Source organism: Amnibacterium setariae (genome assembly GCF_003581425.1).
Classification (GTDB): Bacteria; Actinomycetota; Actinomycetes; order Actinomycetales; family Microbacteriaceae; genus Amnibacterium; species Amnibacterium setariae.
In genome coordinates this window covers 384,703-403,260 of the sequence record NZ_QXTG01000001.1, presented here as the reverse complement: position 1 = coordinate 403,260, position 18,558 = coordinate 384,703, and the positions used below count along the sequence as shown (strand labels likewise).

General features: G+C 73.0%; 15 protein-coding genes and 1 tRNA gene. 2 read left to right on the top strand and 14 right to left on the bottom strand.

What is annotated here, in order from left to right:
* The first annotated feature begins 18 nt into the window (after nt 1–18).
* A complete protein-coding gene (locus tag D1781_RS02065) occupies nt 19–1,125 on the top strand; it encodes an NAD(P)/FAD-dependent oxidoreductase (protein WP_119480614.1) in 1,107 nt (368 codons plus the stop codon).
* 142 nt (nt 1,126–1,267) lie between these two features.
* Here D1781_RS02065 and D1781_RS02060 read toward each other — a convergent pair.
* Nucleotides 1,268–1,354, bottom strand: a tRNA-Ser gene (locus D1781_RS02060).
* A gap of 80 nt (nt 1,355–1,434) precedes the next feature.
* Entirely contained in the window at nt 1,435–2,355 is a 921-nt protein-coding gene (locus tag D1781_RS02055; protein ID WP_158589964.1) for an alpha/beta fold hydrolase, read from the bottom strand.
* Between the two features lie 92 nt (nt 2,356–2,447).
* Between D1781_RS02055 and radA the strand changes: the two genes are divergently transcribed.
* Complete coding sequence (radA, locus tag D1781_RS02050; protein ID WP_119480612.1) at nt 2,448–3,779, top strand: DNA repair protein RadA; 1,332 nt, start codon at nt 2,448–2,450, stop codon at nt 3,777–3,779.
* 35 nt (nt 3,780–3,814) lie between these two features.
* On the opposite strand, the gene D1781_RS02045 is transcribed toward radA, so the two are convergent.
* From D1781_RS02045 to D1781_RS01995, 12 genes are all read right to left on the bottom strand, one after another.
* Entirely contained in the window at nt 3,815–6,304 is a 2,490-nt protein-coding gene (locus tag D1781_RS02045; RefSeq protein WP_119480611.1) for a glycoside hydrolase family 65 protein, read from the bottom strand.
* Nucleotides 6,301–7,050, bottom strand: coding sequence for an HAD family hydrolase (locus tag D1781_RS02040; RefSeq protein ID WP_119480610.1), 750 nt, complete (start codon nt 7,048–7,050; stop codon nt 6,301–6,303). Before D1781_RS02040 ends, D1781_RS02045 begins: the two co-directional genes overlap by 4 nt.
* A 100-nt stretch (nt 7,051–7,150) precedes the next feature.
* On the bottom strand, nt 7,151–7,675 hold the full coding sequence (locus D1781_RS02035; RefSeq protein WP_119480609.1) for an amino-acid N-acetyltransferase: 525 nt from the start codon (nt 7,673–7,675) through the stop codon (nt 7,151–7,153).
* 102 nt (nt 7,676–7,777) lie between these two features.
* Nucleotides 7,778–10,276 carry an ATP-dependent Clp protease ATP-binding subunit gene (locus tag D1781_RS02030; protein WP_119480608.1) on the bottom strand — a complete coding sequence of 833 codons (2,499 nt, stop codon included), beginning with the start codon at nt 10,274–10,276 and terminating at the stop codon, nt 7,778–7,780.
* Between the two features lie 144 nt (nt 10,277–10,420).
* Nucleotides 10,421–11,707, bottom strand: coding sequence for a serine hydrolase (locus tag D1781_RS02025; RefSeq protein WP_147392011.1), 1,287 nt, complete (start codon nt 11,705–11,707; stop codon nt 10,421–10,423).
* Nucleotides 11,708–11,845: 138 nt separating this feature from the next.
* Nucleotides 11,846–12,007 (bottom strand): hypothetical protein, encoded by a 162-nt coding sequence (locus tag D1781_RS17410; RefSeq protein ID WP_158589963.1) that lies wholly within the window; start codon nt 12,005–12,007, stop codon nt 11,846–11,848.
* Nucleotides 12,008–12,202: 195 nt separating this feature from the next.
* Nucleotides 12,203–12,403, bottom strand: coding sequence for a hypothetical protein (locus D1781_RS02020; protein WP_233550924.1), 201 nt, complete (start codon nt 12,401–12,403; stop codon nt 12,203–12,205).
* Between the two features lie 194 nt (nt 12,404–12,597).
* On the bottom strand, nt 12,598–13,863 hold the full coding sequence (locus tag D1781_RS02015) for an alkaline phosphatase (protein ID WP_119480606.1): 1,266 nt from the start codon (nt 13,861–13,863) through the stop codon (nt 12,598–12,600).
* Between the two features lie 147 nt (nt 13,864–14,010).
* Nucleotides 14,011–15,492, bottom strand: coding sequence for a lysine--tRNA ligase (lysS, locus tag D1781_RS02010; RefSeq protein ID WP_119480605.1), 1,482 nt, complete (start codon nt 15,490–15,492; stop codon nt 14,011–14,013).
* A gap of 37 nt (nt 15,493–15,529) precedes the next feature.
* Entirely contained in the window at nt 15,530–16,378 is an 849-nt protein-coding gene (panC, locus tag D1781_RS02005) for a pantoate--beta-alanine ligase (RefSeq protein WP_119480604.1), read from the bottom strand.
* Nucleotides 16,375–17,082: a DUF2520 domain-containing protein gene (locus tag D1781_RS02000; RefSeq protein ID WP_119480603.1), complete on the bottom strand. Its 708-nt coding sequence runs from the start codon at nt 17,080–17,082 to the stop codon at nt 16,375–16,377. Before D1781_RS02000 ends, panC begins: the two co-directional genes overlap by 4 nt.
* A complete protein-coding gene (locus tag D1781_RS01995) occupies nt 17,079–18,554 on the bottom strand; it encodes a PH domain-containing protein (RefSeq protein ID WP_119480602.1) in 1,476 nt (491 codons plus the stop codon). Before D1781_RS01995 ends, D1781_RS02000 begins: the two co-directional genes overlap by 4 nt.
* Nucleotides 18,555–18,558: the final 4 nt, after the last annotated feature.

Below are 18,558 nucleotides of genomic sequence, written 5' to 3'. Positions count from 1 at the left end.
TCAACTCTAGGAGGCATCATGACTGGACGAGTGATCGTGGTCGGCGGCGGGTACGCGGGGACGATGATCGCGAAGGAGCTCGATCGAGACGCCGACGTCACGCTGATCGACCCGCGCGACGCGTTCGTCAACGTCTCGAGCTCCATGCGGGCGATGGTGCGGGGCGACTGGGCGGACCGCCCGTTCTTCCCGCTCGCCGGTCTGCTCGAGCACGGCCGGATCGTCCGCGGCCTCGTGACGTCCGTCGACCCCGGCGGCGTCGTGCTCGAGTCCGGCGATCGCATCGAGGGCGAACACATCGTGCTCGCCACCGGCTCGAGCCATCCGTACCCCGCTCGGCCGCGCTCGATCAGCGCCGACGCCGCGGTCGCCGCGGCCGCGCTCCGACAGTCCGGCGAGCAGCTCGCGCAGGCGCGGCACGCCCTCATCCTCGGAGCCGGACCCGTCGGGCTGGAGCTGGCGGGCGAGATCCGCGAGGCCTGGCCGGCCACGCGCATCACGGTCGTGGCCCCGTCCGCCGAGGTCCTGCCCGGCTACCTGCCGGAGGTCCGCGCCGACCTGCGCCGCCAGCTCGACGACCTCGGCATCGATCTGCGACTGCGCACCTCCCTGCTCGCCCCGCCGCCCGTCCCCGACGGCGTCCACGCCCCGTTCACGGTGCGGACGAGCAGCGGCGAGGAGATCAGCGCCGACATCTGGTTCCGGACCTTCGGAGCCCGGCTGCACACCGCCTACCTCGAGGACGGAGCGCTCACCGCGCTCACCGAGCGGGGCGCCGTCCCGGTCGACGCCCACCTCAACGTCGTCGGCTTCGACCACGTCTCCGCGGTCGGGGACATCGCCGATCTCGCCGACGCGAAGATGGCGACCTGGGCGCAGACCCAGGCGCCGGTCGTGGTCGAGAACGTCCGCGCCCGCCTCCACGGGGAGCCGGCGACCGCCGAGTACCGCTCGAGCGCGGCCGCGCGAATCCTGCTCCCCCTCGGCACCCGGCACGGCGTCGGGCAGCTCCCGACCCCCGACGGAGGCGTCACCGCGGCGCCGCTCGACGCCGTCATCGCGCGGAAGGGCGCGGACCTGTTCACCAGCCGCTTCGCGGAGCGGTTCGGCGTCGTGCCGGTCTGACCCGATCCGCTCCTTCGCTCCGCGCCTCGCCGCATGCGAGAGGACGACCGGCCGGCTCGCCCGGATGCGCGCGGACCGGCGTCCCGGGCGGACGACGAACCCCCTCGACCCGCATCAGCGGATCGAGGGAGTTCGTCACACGCGGTGGCGGTGGGATTTGAACCCACGGATGGCTTGCACCATCACATGTTTTCGAGACATGCTCCTTCGGCCGCTCGGACACGCCACCGCGGACGAGTGTACGGGACGCCTGGCGGCGCGGACGAACGGCGGGATGCGGCGATCCCCGGCGGTGGGAGCGGGCGCCGCTCAGACGTCGGAGCGGGTGCCGTGCTGCGGGTCGACGTGCTGCAGGACGCGCTGCCAGGCGGGCGCGATCACCAGGTGACCGGCCCGCGGCACGACCGTGAGGTGCGTGCTCGCCCCGTGCAGGTGCCGGCGGTACCAGCGGCCGTGCGCGCTCGGGACGACGCGGTCCTTCGCGCCGTAGACGAGCAGGGTCGGCGCCTTCACGTCGTCGAGGTCGAAGCCCCAGTCGTCCCGCGCCGAGGAGAGCAGGTCGTCGGCCTCGCCGACCGTGCCCTGGTCGTAGGCGTGCTGCAGCATCCGCTCCAGGCGCCCGCGGAGGCCGGGCGCGTCGAGGAGCGCGAGGTCGGCCTCGCCGCTGGCGAGCAGCTCGACGCCCGGGCGGCCGCCCGGCAGCCGGCCGCTCAGCAGCTCGCGCAGCCGCCGCTTGGCCTCCGGGACGGGCAGGCGGAGCAGCTCCTCGATCACCGTCCGCTGCTCCTCCGGGACCCACGGGACCGCCGAGTCGGGGGCCGGGGTCGCGACGACGGCCACGCGGTCCACGAGGCCCGGGTGCCGCGCGGCCATCGCGAGCGCCACGCGGCCGCCCGCGTCCCAGCCGACGACGCCGATCTTGTCGAGCGGGGTCCTGCCGGTCTCGCGGGCCTGCTCGATGACGAGCGTCACGTAGGCGGCCAGGTCGTCCGCCCAGGTGCCGATGCCGGGGCGGACCTCCTCGTCGAGCGGGGTCGACGACCCGTAGCCGGGACGGTCCACGGAGATGACGTGGACGCCCCAGTGAGAGGTGACGGGCGGGTCGGGGTCGAAGCCGCCCGCTCCCGGCGCCGGGTGGCAGAGCACGACGACGCGCTCCATCGCCGGGTCGCCGAACGCCGTCAGCCCGAGGCGTCGACCGTCTCGCAGCGTGACCAGGCGATCCGCCATGCCGGGCTCCTTCCTCCAGGGCCCCTGATCCTCCCGCACCCTTTCCGTGTGCGCCTCGCGAGGATGTCGGTGCCCGCACATATCTTCGAGGCATGGCCAGCACCCGTCCCCGCCCGACGCCCGCCGGGTACCGCTGCGCGGAGTGCGGGTGGCGCACGGCGAAGTGGGTCGGTCGCTGCCCGGAGTGCCAGGGCTGGGGCACGGTGCAGGAGGCGGAGCCCGCGGCCGCGGGCCGCGTCCAGGCCGCGACGGTCACGCCCGGCCGGCAGGCGAAGCCGATCACCGAGGTCCCGACCGACCCGGTGCAGCGCCGGCGCACGGGCGAGAGCGAGTTCGACCGGGTGCTCGGCGGCGGCGTCGTCCCGGGCTCGGTGATCCTCCTCTCCGGCGAGCCGGGCGTGGGCAAGAGCACGCTGCTGCTCGCCGTCGCCTCCCACGTCGCGGCGATGGGCGCCCGCGTGCTCTACGTCAGCGCGGAGGAGTCGCTCGGGCAGGTGCGGATGCGCGCCGAGCGCACCGGCAGCCTCAGCCCGAACCTGCTGCTCTCCGCCGAGACCGACCTCGCCGTCGTGCTCGGCCAGATCGACCAGGTGCAGCCGCAGCTGATCATCGTCGACTCGGTGCAGACCGTGTCGACGGCGGACGCGACCGGCATCGCCGGCGGTCCCGGCCAGGTCCGCGAGGTCGCGGCCTCGCTCACCCGGGTGGCGAAGGAGCGGAACATCCCCGTCCTGCTCGTGGGCCACGTCACGAAGGACGGGCAGATCGCCGGGCCGCGCGTGCTCGAGCACCTCGTCGACGTCGTGTGCCACTTCGATGGCGACCGCTCGACGGCCCTCCGCTTCGTGCGCGCGGTCAAGAACCGGTTCGGCCCCACGGACGAGGTCGGCTGCTTCGAGATGACGGGCGAGGGCATCGCCGGCGTCCCCGACCCCAGCGGCCTCTTCCTCTCCCGCTCGATCGGCACCGAGCCGGGCACGTGCGTCACCCTCGCGCTCGAGGGGCGCCGCGCGATCCCCGTGGAGGTGCAGGCGCTCGTCGTCGACTCGCACGCGCCGAACCCCCGGCTCGTGGTGAACGGCGTCGACAGCGCACGGGTCGCGATGCTGATCGCCGTGCTCATCAAGCACGCCCACATCCAGCTCGCCGGCAAGGACGTCTACGTCTCGACCGTCGGCGGGGTGCGGCTGACCGAGCCGGCCGTCGACCTCGCGATCGCGCTCGCCCTCGCATCGGCGGTCACGGACCGCCCGCTGCGCCCCGACCTCGCCGTGTGCGGCGAGATCAGCCTCGCCGGCGAGATCCGCCCGGTGCTGCAGGCGGCGCGCCGGGAGGCGGAGGCGAAGCGCCTCGGCTTCGGCACGATGCTCGGCCCGGATCTCGCGAAGCTCCGCGACGCGATCCTCGAGGCCGTCACCTCCTGACGCGCGAGGCGCCTCCGCTCAGCGGGGCACCCGACTCAGCTCTGGCCGTCGACGTCGGGCACGTCCCAGTCCGGCACCGTCGGGATGCTCGCGGTGAGCAGCGACCCGTCGTCGCGACGCGTCTTCGCCCACTGCTGCACCGTCGGCCGCCCCTGCAGGAGCGGGCCCTGGCCGAGCAGCCGGACGCGCAGCACGGACCCCTCGCGCGCCGTGTACTTCTCCCCGCGCACGGACAGGTCGACGTCACCGCCCGACTGCACCGCGATCGTGAGCTCGGTCCGGCTCAGCGTCACGAGCAGCCGGCTGCCCTGCCACCGCAGCCGGAACCTCAGCGAGGTCCAGTCCGCCGGGAGGCGCGGGTCGAAGGTGAGGTGACCGCCGGAGTCGCGCATGCCGCCGAAGCCGTAGACGAGCGCGCTCCAGACACCGCCCGTCGAGGCGACGTGCACGCCGTCGCTCGCGTTGTTGTGCAGGTCGTCGAGGTCGACGAACAGCGCGTGCTCGAAGTACTCCATCGCGAGGTCGCGGTAGCCGATCTCCGCCGCGATGATCGACTGCACGACCGCGGAGAGCGTCGAGTCGCCCGTCGTCAGCGGGTCGTAGTAGTCGAAGTCGGCGCGCTTCATCTCGTCGGTGAACTCGTCCGCGAGCAGGAACAGCGCCAGCACGACGTCCGCCTGCTTCAGCACCTGGAAGCGGTAGATGACGAGCGGGTGGTAGTGCAGCAGCAGCGGCAGCTTGTCCGCCGGCGTGTTCTCCAGGTCCCACACCTCGCGGTCGAGGAAGTGGGCGTCCTGCGGGTGGATCGTGAACGCCTTCGAGTAGGGGATCACCATCGCCTCGGCGGCGCGCTCCCACTCCCCGATCTCGGACTCGTCGAAGCCGACGCGCTCGACCATCCGGGCGTACGCCTCCGGGAACTGGTCCGCCACGACACGCACGCTCTCCGCCGCGTACCGGAGGTTGAAGCGGGCCATCACGTTCGTGAAGAGGTTGTCGTTCACGACCGTCGTGTACTCGTCCGGACCGGTCACGCCGTGGATGTGGAACGAGCTGCCCTCGGTGTGCCGCCAGAACCCGAGCGTCGTCCAGAGCCGCGCGGTCTCCACGACCATGTCGATCGCGCCGCGGGCGAGGAAGTCCGCGTCGCCGGTAGCGCGCACGTACTTCGCGACGGCGTAGGTCACGTCGGCGTTGATGTGGTACTGCGCGGTGCCGGCGGCGTAGTAGGCGGAGGCCTCCTCGCCGCTGATCGTGCGCCACGGGAAGAGGGCGCCGCCCTCGTTCAGCTGCCGCGCCCGCTTCCGGGCCGCGGGCAGCATCCGCTCACGCATCTTCAGGGCGTTCCGGGCGAACAGCGGGCTCGTGTACGTGAGGAACGGCATCACGTAGATCTCGGTGTCCCAGAAGTAGTGGCCGCTGTAGCCGCTGCCGGTGAGCCCCTTCGCCGGCACGCCGCTCGAGTCCGCGCGGGCCGCGGCCTGCGCGAGCATGAAGAGGTTCCAGCGCGTCGCCTGCTGGATCTCCGGCTGGCCCTCGATCTCGACGTCGCTGCGCTCCCAGAACGCGTCGAGCCACTCGCGCTGCAGCTGCCGCTGCTCGTCCGCGCCCGACTCGAGGGCGCGGTCGAGCAGCCGCTCGCCGCGGTCGATCAGCTCGCGCGGCGGCACGCTGCGCGAGCTGTGGTACGCCGCGAACTTCGTGAGCTTGATGGGCACGCCGGCCTTCGCGCGCACCTGGTAGACGTTCTTCGCGATGTCCGGCGCGATCGAGGGGCGCATCCGCACCTCGTTCTCCGTCTCGATCACGTGGTCCGTCGCGACGGAGAGCGTCATGTGCGAGTGGGTGACCCGGTAGCTGAGCACGCTGCGGTCGCCCTGCTGCCAGTGCTCGACGGGCTGCAGCACCCGCTCCGCGAGCCGCTCCGCACGGCGCGGGTCGAAGGCGCCGGTCGCCTGGGCGGCCGGGATCGTGCGGCCGAACTCGTCCTCGCCGTCCTGCCGGTTGAGGATCTGGCTCGACAGCACGACGGTCGCGTCCGCGTTCTCGACCGTGACCTCGAACGACATCACCGCGAGGTGGCGCTCGACGAACGAGACCATGCGGTCCGACCGCACCCGGACGCGCTTGCCCGACGGCGTCAGCCACAGCAGGTCGCGGCGCAGGACGCCGTCGCGGAAGTCGAGGGAGCGCTCGTAGCTGAGCAGCTCGGCCACGTCGAGCACGAGCGGCTCGTCGTCGACGTACAGCCGGATGATCTTCGTGTCCGGCACGTTGACGATCGTCTGCCCGACCTCGGCGAAGCCGTACGCCTGCTCGGCGTGCCGGATCGGCCAGACCTCGTGGAAGCCGTTGATGAACGTGCCGTGCTCGTGGGCGTCGCGGCCCTCCGAGCTGTTGCCGCGCATGCCGAGGTAGCCGTTGGCGACGGTGAAGATCGTCTCGCCGAGGCCCATCCGGTCCTCCGACCAGATGCGCTCGACGAGTCGCCACTCGTCGACGGGGAAGCGGTCGCGATCGATCACCGGGATGCACCCTCCTGGCCGGCCAGCAGATCGGCGAGGTCGCCGACCACGACGTCGGCGCCCGCATCGCGGAGCGCCGTCGAACCCACGCCGCGGTCGACGCCGACCACGAGCCCGAAGCGGCCGGCGCGGCCCGCGGCGACGCCGGAGACGGCGTCCTCCACGACGACCGCGTTCGCCGGATCGACCTGCAGGCGCGCGGCGCCCGCGAGGAAGATGTCCGGCTGCGGCTTGCCCGGCAGGCCCTCGCTCGCGGCGACGACGCCGTCGACGACGACCGGGAAGCGGTCGGCCAGGTGCGCGGCGGCCAGCACCGGGCCCGCGTTCTTCGAGCTGGAGACGACCGCGGCCGGGATCCCGAGGGCACCGAGGCGGTCGAGCACGGCGAGCGAGCCCGGATAGGCGGCGATGCCCTCGGCCTCGAGCAGGGCGGAGAAGACGGTGTTCTTGCGGTTGCCGATGCCGCAGACGGTGTCCGCGTCGTCGGGGTCGGCCGGGTCGCCCCACGGCACCTCGACGCCGCGGGAGGCCAGCAGGCTCGCGACGCCGTCGTAGCGGGGGCGTCCGTCGAGGTGCCGGAAGTAGTCGACGTCGGAGTAGGGCGGCTGCACGCCGCGCTCGGCGAAGAGCCGGTCGAACATCGTCGCCCACGCGCGCATGTGCACCTCGGCGGTCGGCGTCAGCACCCCGTCGAGGTCGAAGAGCACCGCTGCGGCGTCGAAGAACTCGAGGCGTTCGGTGGTCAACGCGCTCCCTGGGCGAGGCGCGGCTCATCGGCGATCGCCGCGACCCGTCCGCGCTCCGCGCCGCGCTCCACAGACTAGGGCGTGCGGGCCGCGCGGACGGTCAGTCCGCGCTGGGCAGCACCTTGAGCATGCGCGTATTGCCGAGGGTGTTCGGCTTCACCCGCGCGAGGTCCAGGAACTCCGCCACGCCCTCGTCGCCGGAGCGCGCGAGCTCGATCACCACGTCGGGCCCGACGATGCCCTCGCCGACCGGCGCGTAGCCGTGCGCGGAGAAGAAGTCGACCTCGAAGGTCAGGCAGAAGAGCTTGTTCACCCCGAGGTCGCGGGCGTCGTCCTCCAGCCGCTCGACCAGCGCGTGGCCGACGTGCCGCCGCCGCCAGGCGGCGTCCACGGCGACCGTGCGGATCTCCGCGAGGTCGTCCCACATCACGTGGAGGGCGCCGCAGCCGACGACGGCCCCGGTCGCCGCGTCCTCCGCGATCCGGAACTCCTGGACGGCCGCGTAGAGCACGGCGGCGTCCTTGCCGAGCAGGATGCGCTGCTCGACGAGCGGCGCGACGAGCGCCTGGATCTGCGGCACGTCCTTCACGCGGGCCCGGCGGACGCGGAACGACGGCTCGGGCATCCGTCCATCCTTCCACCCCGTCGCGCAGGCGACGCCTGCCGACGGAACGACGAAGGGCGCCCCACCCTTCCGGTGGAGCGCCCTTCGATCGAGCGGGCGGAGCTACTCGCCCGCGGTCTCGCTGCCGTCGGTGATCGCACCGGCGGTCGCGCCGACCAGCTCGCCGCGCTTGCTCGTCGTGAACACGAACTGCCCGTCGGCGAAGTCGACGTGCACGTGGTCGCCGGGGTTCAGCTCGCCGTGCAGGATCTTCTCGCTCAGCTTGTCCTCGACCTCGTGCTGGACGGCACGACGCAGCGGACGGGCGCCGAGGGCCGGGTCGAACCCGACCTCGATCAGCCGCTCCTTCGCCGGGACGGTCAGCTCGACGGTCATGTCGCGGTCCAGCAGCCGGTCGCTGAGGCGCTTCACGAACAGGTCGACGATCTGCAGCAGCTCGGGCTTGGTGAGCTGCGGGAAGACGATCATCTCGTCGACGCGGTTCAGGAACTCCGGCTTGAAGTGGCGCTTCAGCTCCTCGTTGACCTTCGCCCGCATGCGGTCGTAGTCGGTCGAGGTGTCACCCGCGGCGACGAAGCCGACCGGACCGCCCGAGATCTGAGCCGTGCCGAGGTTCGTCGTCATGATGATGACGGTGTTCTTGAAGTCGACGACGCGGCCCTGACCGTCCGTCAGACGCCCCTCCTCCAGGATCTGGAGCAGCGAGTTGAAGATGTCCGGGTGGGCCTTCTCGATCTCGTCGAAGAGGACCACGGAGAACGGCTTGCGGCGCACCTTCTCGGTGAGCTGGCCGCCCTCCTCGAACCCGACGAAGCCCGGAGGGGCACCGAACAGGCGCGAGACGGTGTGCTTCTCGCCGTACTCCGACATGTCGAGGGAGATCAGCGCGTTCTCGTCGTCGAACAGGAACTCGGCGAGCGCCTTGGCCAGCTCCGTCTTCCCGACGCCGGTGGGGCCGGCGAAGATGAACGAGCCGGAGGGGCGCTTCGGGTCCTTCAGACCGGCGCGGGTGCGGCGGATGGTCTTGGCGAGGACCGAGATGGCCTCCTCCTGACCCACGACGCGCTCGTGCAGCGCCTTCTCCATGAAGATGAGCCGGCTCGACTCCTCCTCCGTGAGCTTGAACACCGGGATGCCGGTCGCCTGGGCGAGCACCTCGGCGATCAGGCCCTCGTCGACCTCGGCGGTCGTCTTGACGTCGCCCGAGCGCCACTGCTTCTCGAGGCGCAGGCGCTCGCCGAGGAGGTTCTTCTCCTCGTCGCGCAGGCCGGCGGCCTTCTCGAAGTCCTGGTCCTCGATCGCGGCCTCCTTGGCCGCGCGGACCAGCGCGATCTTCTCGTCGAACTCCCGCAGCTCCGGCGGCGCCGACAGGATCGACAGGCGCAGGCGGGCGCCGGCCTCGTCGATCAGGTCGATGGCCTTGTCCGGGAGGAAGCGGTCGGAGATGTACCGGTCGGCGAGGTTCGCCGCGGCGACGATCGCGCCGTCCGTGATCGACACCTTGTGGTGCGCCTCGTAGCGGTCGCGCAGCCCCTTCAGGATGTTGATCGCGTGGGGCAGCGACGGCTCCTGCACCTGGATCGGCTGGAAGCGGCGCTCGAGCGCGGCGTCCTTCTCGAAGTGCTTGCGGTACTCGTCGAGCGTCGTGGCGCCGATGGTCTGCAGCTCACCGCGGGCGAGCAGCGGCTTGAGGATCGACGCGGCGTCGATCGCGCCCTCCGCGGCACCGGCCCCGACGAGGGTGTGGATCTCGTCGATGAAGGTGATGATGTCGCCGCGGGTGCGGATCTCCTTCGTCACCTTCTTGAGGCGCTCCTCGAAGTCGCCGCGGTAGCGGGACCCGGCGATGAGGGAGCCGAGGTCGAGCGTGTAGAGCTGCTTGTCCTTCAGCGTCTCCGGCACGTCGCCGCGGACGATCGCCTGCGCGAGGCCCTCGACGACGGCGGTCTTGCCGACGCCGGGCTCGCCGATCAGCACGGGGTTGTTCTTCGAGCGGCGCGACAGGATCTGCATCACGCGCTCGATCTCCTTCTCGCGCCCGATGACCGGGTCGAGCTTGCCGTCGCGCGCGGCCTGCGTGAGGTTGCGCCCGAACTGGTCGAGGATCTGCGACCCCTGCGCCTGCTGCTGCTGCTCGCCGCCCACGGCGACCTGCTCCTTGCCCTGGTAGCCGGAGAGCAGCTGGATGACCTGCTGGCGGACCCGGTTGAGGTCGGCGCCGAGCTTCACGAGCACCTGGGCCGCGACGCCCTCGCCCTCGCGGATGAGGCCGAGCAGGATGTGCTCGGTCCCGATGTAGTTGTGGCCGAGCTGCAGCGCCTCGCGCAGGGACAGCTCGAGGACCTTCTTCGCCCGCGGCGTGAAGGGGATGTGGCCGGTCGGCTGCTGCTGGCCCTGGCCGATGATGTCCTGGACCTGCTCGCGGACGGCGTCGAGGGAGATGCCGAGCGACTCGAGCGCCTTCGCGGCGACGCCCTCCCCCTCGTGGATCAGGCCGAGCAGGATGTGCTCGGTCCCGATGTAGTTGTGGTTGAGCATCTTGGCCTCTTCCTGGGCCAGGACGACGACTCGGCGGGCTCGATCGGTGAAGCGCTCGAACATGCTGTGGCTCCTCGCTTGCCCGGCACGGACCGGGCGACGTCTGGACGGTCGACGGGATGCCCGTCGGCGTCGCATCGAGGCTACGGCGCGCCCCGGGGCCACCAGGGCCCTGTTCGCCCGGGGCTTATCCCGCGTCGCCCCGGCTCAGAGGATCGGGTGCCGCAGCGTGAGCCGCGCGTTGTCGATCCAGCCGACCTTCCCGCGGATGCGGACCAGGTAGCGCGTGCGCATGCTGTCGATCACCTCCACCTTCGTGCCCGCCCGGTAGCGGCCGAGCACGCGGGAGTGGCGCGACACCGCGGCGGTGAGCACGAGGGCGCCCGTCGCGCGCATCTGCTGCCGGTCGTAGACGAACGAGGGGCCGCCCCGGCCCTGCAGCTCGCGGTACACGACCCGCGAGATGCGCGTGATCGCGCCGGTGGTGGCGCCGTTCGAGCCCATGACCACGAGCACGTACCGGGACCGAGGACCCCAGACGATCGCCGAGTCGGTCTCGACCAGCCCCGTGCTCGTCCAGAGCGTGCCGGGCTTCGACGCCTGGCGGACGCCGTCGGGCAGCCCCGGCGGGATCGCCTCGCGCCAGACCTGGGTCTCGAGCAGACGGATGAAGCGCTTCGACGACGTGGACGACACGAGCTGCCCCCGTGCCAGGCGTGTCAGCACGGCGGCGACGTCGGCGGTGGTGGTCGTCTTCGTCCGGTGGCCGTCGTACCAGAAGGTCGTCCCGGTGAGCCCGTGCTCGTGCAGCAGGCGGTTGAGCCACTTCGTGCCGATCCGCTGCCGCAGGTCCGTCGCGCAGTAGTTGTCGGACGGCTCGATCATCGCGCGGAGGCAGGTGCGCACCGTGAGCCCGGACGCGAGGCGGTCGTCGTAGGAGAGCGTGCCGCGGTCGATGCGGGTGAACACCCCGTAGGCGACGAAGAGCTTGAAGATCGAGGCCGGCTCGCGGTGCTTGGAGGCGGCCACCCGCACCAGCCGCCTGCCGCCGTCGAGCTCGCGCGCCTCCACGGTGTACCGACCGGGCAGGGCCTTGAGCAGCGCCGCGAGGCTCGTGCGCAGCCGCTGCTCCGACGTGGTGCCGGGCTGGACCGCGTGCGGTGCCGACTTCGCGACGACCGGCTGCTCGGCGACGACGGCGGTCGCCCGCGCGGTGACGCGGTGCCCCACGTCGGCGGCGCGGAGGCGCAGCGTCCCGCCGGTCGCGCCGGCGATCGGCGCGTCGTCGCGCAGCCACTGCACCGCGGTCCCCGTCGGCGCGCCGCCCCAGGCGACCGAGCCGACCGCGGCCGTCAGCACGCTCCCGTCGCGGTACGCGCCGCGGACCGCGAGCGGGACGGGCGCCGTACCGCCCGTCCCGTCCGCGAACGCCGGGACCACCCCGCCGAGCGTCAACGCTGCGGCGAGGAACCCGGCCATGAGCGTTCTGCGCATGGTGTCCCCCCATCGGCGGCGGATCCCCCGATCCCGCTGCCGTGAAGGAGCATGCCCGGTGCGGCATGTCGCACACGGCTGCGACAGAGGCCCAGTCCGGGGGCTCCCCGAGCGGGTGCCGCGGAGCGCCCGGGCGGGTCAGGCCGTGCGGCGGAGCAGCGGCGTGGAGCCGCCGAAGACCAGCAGCCAGGCCAGGTACAGCTCGAAGACCGTCTTGCGCATGTCGTCCCCCTCGATCCCGCCCGCCCCGGGCGCGCTTGCGACTGGGACGAGCCTCGCGGACGGCCGCGGGGGCCGCACGATCCCAGTCGGAGTGCGACGCGAGGGGGTGCGACGCGAGGGGGTGCGACGAGTTCGGGGATCCGCCGAACGGGGGGGGTCCGGCGCGCTGCGACACGCCTCGCGGTCACCGGCGCGTGCTGCAGCGGATGCAGGTGTCCGCAGCCGGCGCGACGGGCGGGCCGAGGAGCGGATCGGCAGAGCCGGCCCGACGGGTCAGGCGGAGCGGTCGGCCTCGCGGCGCTGCGCGTCGGCGAGCAGCCGCGCGTCCTCGTCCGCCTCGATGCGGGCCTGCGCCTCGCGCTCGGTGCGATCGGCGCGGAGGATCGCGCGCAGGGCGAACCAGAAGATGGCGAGCACCGCGATGGTGGGCACGATCGCCCACAGGCCCTCGTCCCAGCCGCCGATCGCTCCCACGGGTCCAGCCTACGTCGGGCCTCCGGTCTCAAGGCGCCCGCGGGGTGGATCGCGAAGAGCGGCGCCGCGGGCTCGTGGTCTCGAGGCTCGCTGCCCTCGCACCTCGACCAGCGGAAGAAGCGGGCGGGGCGGATCACCCGCGGGGACGACGAAGGGGCCCGCGCCGGTGGCGCGGACCCCTTCGACCGGGTCGGTCAGCGACCGAGCAGCACGTTCCGCAGCACGGTGTGCACGTGGGTGTTCTGGTACGAGCCGACGAGACCGCTCGCGCCGTAGCCGGCGGCGGTGACGGGGGTCGGGACGCCGGTGTGGCCGCTCGTGGTCCAGTCCAGGTCGAACGTGTACTTGCTGCCGGCCACCGTGAAGGGGCCGTCCTCGGCGGAGATGCCGTCGCCGGACTCGTCCGTGGTGCCCGTGTCCTCGACGGTCAGGCCGCCGCAGTCGTGGTCGCCCGTGACGACGAGCAGCGTGTCCGGGTGCTTCGCGACGTATTTGCGCAGCATCCCGACCGTCTGGTCCAGGGCGGCCATCGCCTTCAGCATCTTCTCGCCGTTGTTCTCGTGCGAGAACTCGTCGACGCCCTCCTCCTCGACGAACAGGAAGAAGCCCTTCTTGTTCTTCGAGACGGTGCTGAGCGCCTTCTCCGTCATCGCCTGCAGCGTCGGCTTCGGCGCGTAGAGGTCGCCCTCGCCCTCCGGGCGCTGCTCGAACATCTCCTCGTTCGAGAACAGGCCGAGCAGCTTGCCGCTCTTCGCCTTCGCGAGCTGCTCAGGGCTCGAGACGTACTGGTAGCCCTTCGACTTCGCCTTCGCGACGAGGTCGCCCGCCGTGCTCTTGCTCTGCTCGGTCGGGTCCTTGGCCGGGTTGTCCTGGAACTCCCCGGGGTTCCCGGCCGGGTACCACCAGTCCTCGCCGCCGCCCAGGATCACGTCGGGCTTGCTCACCTCGAGGTACTGGCGCGCGATCTCGCTCTGCTGGCTGCGCTGCGCCGTGCTGGAGAAGAACGCCGCCGGGGAGGCGTCCGTCACCTGGGCGGTCGTGACGAGGCCGGTCGCCTTGCCCGCCTTCTTCGCCTCGGCGCCGAGGTAGGTGAGCGCCTTGCCGGACGGGTCGACGCTGATCGCGCCGTTGTAGGTCTTCTTCCCGGTCGCCCACGCCGTCGCTGCCGCGGCGGAGTCGGTGATGACGGTGCTCGGGTCGTCGGGCGTGGTCGCCTCGAAGCCGGCGGCGGGCAGCTTGTTCATCTCCAGCTGGCCGAAGCGTCCCTTGAGGTTCAGGCGCGCGGCCTCGCGGTGCGCAGCGCTCATGCCGTCGCCGTTGACGAAGATGACGCTGCGGTGGTTGCCGTGGTGGCGACCGGCCTCGTCGGCGGTCGCGAGCGGGGCGGCGGCGAGGGCGACGCCGGCGGCGGTGGCGCCGGCGATGCCGGCCACCAGGAGGCGGCGGGATCGGGTCTTCATGCGAGCTCCTTCGTTCACGCGCGCCGGACCGGCGCGCTGCACCGCTTCTCTTGGAAGCGGCCAGGAGCAGCACATGGTTCGAACATGAACGCCCGGTGACGCCGGGGCGGCATCGGGTGGAACTCCGCCGGGGTCGGCGGCCGCCCGCTACTTGACGAGCGGGAAGAGGATCGTCTCCCGGATGCCCTCGCCGGTCAGGGCCATGAGCAGCCGGTCGATGCCCATGCCGAGACCGCCGGTCGGCGGCATGCCGAACTCGAGCGCGCGGAGGAACTCCTCGTCGACCCGCATCGCGTCCGGGTCGCCGCCCGCCGCGAGCACGGCCTGCTCGACGAAGCGCTGCCGCTGCACGATCGGGTCCGTCAGCTCGGAGTAGCCCGTGGCGAGCTCGAAGCCGCGCACGTACAGGTCGAACTTCTCGACGACGCCGGGGATCGAGCGGTGGTCGCGCACGAGCGGCGAGGTGTCGACCGGGAAGTCCATGACGAACGTCGGCTTGACGAGCCCCGGCTTCACGAAGTGCTCCCAGAGCTCCTCGACGTACTTGCCGCGGATCGGGTGCGCGACCTCGATCTCGAGCCGATCGGCGAGCGCGACGAGCTCCTCGAGCGGCGTCTCCGGCGTGATCTCGACGCCGGCCGCCGCGGACAGCGACGGGTACATCGAGATGCGGTCCCACTCGCCGCCGAGGTCGAACTCGGTGCCGTCCGTCCAGGTGACGGTCGTGGAGCCGCCGACCGCGACGGCCGACCGCTGCACGAGGTCCTGCACGAGGTCGGCGATGCCGTTGTAGTCCGAGTACGTCTCGTAGGACTCGAGCATCGCGAACTCGGGCGAGTGCGTGGAGTCGGCGCCCTCGTTGCGGAAGTTCCGGTTGATCTCGAACACCCGCTCGAGGCCGCCGACGACGGCGCGCTTGAGGAACAGCTCCGGCGCGATGCGGAGGAACAGCTCGGTGTCGAACGCGTTCGAGTGCGTCACGAAGGGGCGGGCAGAGGCACCACCGTGCTGCGTCTGCAGCATCGGGGTCTCGAGCTCGATGTAGCCGCGCTCGGCGAAGGTGGCGCGGAGGGAGGCGACGGCGGTCGCGCGGGTGCGCACCATCGTCCGCGCCGCGGGCCGCGCGATGAGGTCGAGGTAGCGGTTGCGGACCCGCGTCTCTTCCGACAGCTCGGAGTGCAGGTTCGGCAGCGGCAGCAGCGCCTTCGCCGCGATCCGCCACTCGTGCACGAGCACGGAGAGCTCGCCGCGACGGGAGGTGATGACCTCGCCGCGGACGAAGAGCTGGTCCCCGAGGTCGACGACCGCCTTCCAGTCGACGAGGGACTCCTCCCCCACCTGGTCGAGGCTCACCATCGCCTGGATGCGGCTGCCGTCGCCCGACTGCAGCGCGGCGAAGCAGAGCTTGCCGGTGTTCCGGAGGTGCACCACGCGGCCGGCGAGCCCGACGACGTCGCCCGTCGCCGTGTCGGTGGCGAGGTCGGCGTACCGCTCGCGGACGGCCGGGATCGTGTCCGTCACGGGGACCGCGACGGGGTAGGCCTCCTCGCCGCGGTCGAGCAGCCGGGCGCGCTTACCGAGCCGGACCTCGCGCTGCTCGTTGGTGTCGTCGGCGGCGACGTCCGTCACGCGGTGCTCCTGATCGGCTCGGTCGGCGCGTCGTCGCTCAGCCGAGGTGGACGAACCGGTTGTCGATCAGCCGGGTTCCGCCGACCCGGGCGGCGACGAGCACGAGGGCACGGCCACGATACCCGTCGTCCACGGGCCGGAACGTGGCCGGGTCGACGACCGCCAGGTAGTCGAGGTCGGCGCCGTCCTCCCCCGCGAGCGCGCCCTGCGCCGCGGCGACCATCGCGTCGACGCCCCGGTCGGCGGCGGACCCGGCGGCGTCGAGCGCGGCGGGCACCGCGCGAGCGAGGGCGCGGCCGTGCGCGTCGAGGTAGGCGTTACGGCTGGAGCGGGCGAGCCCGTCCTCCTCGCGGACGGTGCCGACGACCTCGAGGGCGACGGGCACGTCGAGCTCCGCGATCATCCGGCCGACGAGGAAGACCTGCTGCGCGTCCTTCTGCCCGAACACGGCGACCTCCGGGCCGACGACGTGCAGCAGCTTCAGCACGATCGTCAGCACGCCGTCGAAGTGGCCCGGCCGGATGCGGCCCTCGAGCACGTCGCCGATCGGCCCCGCCGCGACGCGGATCCCGGTGCCGCCGACCGGCAGCAGCTCGGCGGCGTCCGGCGCGAACAGCACGTCGGCGCCCGCGGTCTCGAGCAGCGCGGTGTCCGCGGCGAGGTCGCGGGGGTAGCGCGCGAAGTCCTCCTTCGGCCCGAACTGCAGCGGGTTCACGAACACGGAGACCACGACGACGTCCGCGACCTCGCGCGCCCGGGCGACGAGCGCGAGGTGGCCGGCGTGGAGGGCGCCCATGGTCGGCACCAGCGCGACCCGCGCGCCACGGCCGTGCGCCGCCGCCACCTCGGCGCGCACCGCCGCGATCGTCGTGGCCGTCGTCGTCATGCCCCGTCGTCCTCCCTGCCCGCTCGCCGCGCGGACAGCAGCGCCCGCTCCAGCGCCGAGCGCGCGACGGGCCCCAGCACCGCGTCCGGCTCGTCGATCCCCAGCCGCGCGAGCGCGGCCGAGGCCGCACGGAGCGCCTGCTCGAGCGGTCGCACGGCCTCGTCGAGCGCCGTCGCCCAGGCGGCGCGGTCCTCCTCGGCGACGACCACCGGCTCGCAGCCCATCTCGACCGCGAGGGCCTGCCCGATCGGCAGCACAGGGGCGGGGGCGGTCACGGCGCAGCGCGCCTCGCGGAGGCGTGCCAGGTCGACGCTCGTCCCCGTGAACGCCATCGCGGGCGCGAGCGCCACCGGGATCGCGCCGCGGCGCACCGCGGGCAGCAGCACGTCCGTGCCGTACCGCGGGGACGTGTGCACGACGAGCTGGCCGCCGACCCAGACGCCCGCCTCCGCGAGCCCGTCGACGAGCCCGGGCAACTCGTCGTCGGGCACCGCGAGCAGCACGAGCTCGCTGCGCTCCACCACCTCCGGCACGGTCAGCACGGGGACGCCGGGCAGCATCGCGTCGGCGCGGTCGCGGCTCTGCTGCGAGACCGCCGCGATGCCGATGAGCGCGTGCCCCGCACCCGCGAGGGCGGCGCCGAGCACCGGACCCACCCGCCCTGCGCCGACGACACCGACCCCGAGCCGTCCGGCGGGCCTCACGGGGCCGTCCCCCCGTCGCCCCAGCGGTGCGAGACGTCGGAGCGGCGGGCGCCCGCGCCGATCTCCTCGAGCTCGAGGAAGAGCCGCTGCGCGCGGTCGACGTCGACGAGCCGCAGCCGCGTGCTCACCGGCCCGCCCACGACGTGCGGGTGCACGGTCGCGACGCGCAGCAGCCGTTCGACCGGGCCCTGCTTGAGCGACACGCTCTGCATCCGCGCGTCGGGGACGACGACGAGCTCCCGGTGGAGGAGCCCGCCGCGCGCCAGCACCGAGTGGCGGGTGAGGCGGAAGCCGGTCCGTCGCCAGGCGAGCGGGCGCAGCCACGCCGCACGCCGCGGTGCGGGCGTGAAGTCCTGGCCGTCGCCGCGCCCGACGAGGCCGGCCATCAGCACCTCGGGGTCGTCCGCGAGGTCCGGGACGAGCAGCGGCAGGAGCTCCAGCACCTCGGCGGTCGTCGCGACGGGCGCCAGCGAGCGCTCCGAGTCCGCGTTCCGGCGGCCGGCCGCGTGGCCGGCGCGGTTCACCGAGACGCGCCACCAGCCGAGGGGGCGCCAGAGCAGCGGCTGCTCGATGCGCAGCGCGTGCACGCGGCCGGGCGGGAGCGCCTCCGTGCTCGTGCTGACGACGCCGGACGCGACGCGCACGCCGTCGGCGGTGGACTCGACGGAGAAGCGCAGGTTGCGCCCGACCCGGCGGATCAGGACCGTGATCGAGCCGATCACGAGCGGCACGAACGACACGGTCGCGACGGCGGCCATCCCGAACGCCCCGAGCACCGGGATCACGACGCCCGCGACGATCACGAGCACGACCAGGGTCTCGGAGAGCACCACCGAGCCGATCGCCCGCCCGGGCGTGACGCGCACGACGGGGCGCCCCGGCTCCGCGAGCACCGCCGCCTCGACGCCCTCCTCCGGTGCGCGCTGCTCCTCGCGACGTCCGGACGCGAGCACGAGCACATCGCGCCGCAGGTCCTCGGCCGCGGGGTTCGACAGGTACTCGAGCCGGACGTTCGCGTTCTGCCCGGCGACGTCGAGCTCGACGCGGGCGGCGCCGACGATGCGCGCGAGCAGGGGCCGCTGGATCGTGACGCCCTGGATCCGGTCGAGCTTCGCGGTGCGGGTGCGGCGGAGGAGCACGCCGTAGCGCACCGTGACGGCGTCGCCGTCGATCCGGAACTCGCTGTTGCGCCACGACACGTAGAACAGGCCGATGCCCACGACGATCACCCCGAGCACGACGAGGCTCGCCTGGCCGACGAGGTGGTGGCGCCCGATCTCGTCGACCGGGTCGCCGCTGACGTCCGGCAGGCCGAAGACCCAGGCGACGAGCCGCTCGCGGAGGTTGCCCGCCACGTAGATCAGGACGGCGACGAGGCCGATGCCGCCGCGCAGCAGGGGCGTCGCCGGGTGGAGGCGGTGCCAGAGGCCGTCGACGTACCGGCTCCTCGGCGGCGCTGCCGGGGTCGTCATGGCC

Bases quoted from the DNA above. Each gene is read 5' to 3' on its own strand.
- D1781_RS02030 (WP_119480608.1), bottom strand. From the start codon at position 10,276: ATGTTCGAGCGCTTCACCGATCGAGCCCGCCGAGTCGTCGTCCTGGCC.
- radA (WP_119480612.1), top strand. From the start codon at position 2,448: ATGGCCAGCACCCGTCCCCGCCCGACGCCCGCCGGGTACCGCTGCGCG.
- D1781_RS02035 (WP_119480609.1), bottom strand. From the start codon at position 7,675: ATGCCCGAGCCGTCGTTCCGCGTCCGCCGGGCCCGCGTGAAGGACGTG.
- D1781_RS02065 (WP_119480614.1), top strand. From the start codon at position 19: ATGACTGGACGAGTGATCGTGGTCGGCGGCGGGTACGCGGGGACGATG.
- D1781_RS02015 (WP_119480606.1), bottom strand. From the start codon at position 13,863: ATGAAGACCCGATCCCGCCGCCTCCTGGTGGCCGGCATCGCCGGCGCC.
- panC (WP_119480604.1), bottom strand. From the start codon at position 16,378: ATGACGACGACGGCCACGACGATCGCGGCGGTGCGCGCCGAGGTGGCG.
- D1781_RS02025 (WP_147392011.1), bottom strand. From the start codon at position 11,707: ATGCGCAGAACGCTCATGGCCGGGTTCCTCGCCGCAGCGTTGACGCTC.
- D1781_RS02055 (WP_158589964.1), bottom strand. From the start codon at position 2,355: ATGGCGGATCGCCTGGTCACGCTGCGAGACGGTCGACGCCTCGGGCTG.
- D1781_RS01995 (WP_119480602.1), bottom strand. From the start codon at position 18,554: ATGACGACCCCGGCAGCGCCGCCGAGGAGCCGGTACGTCGACGGCCTC.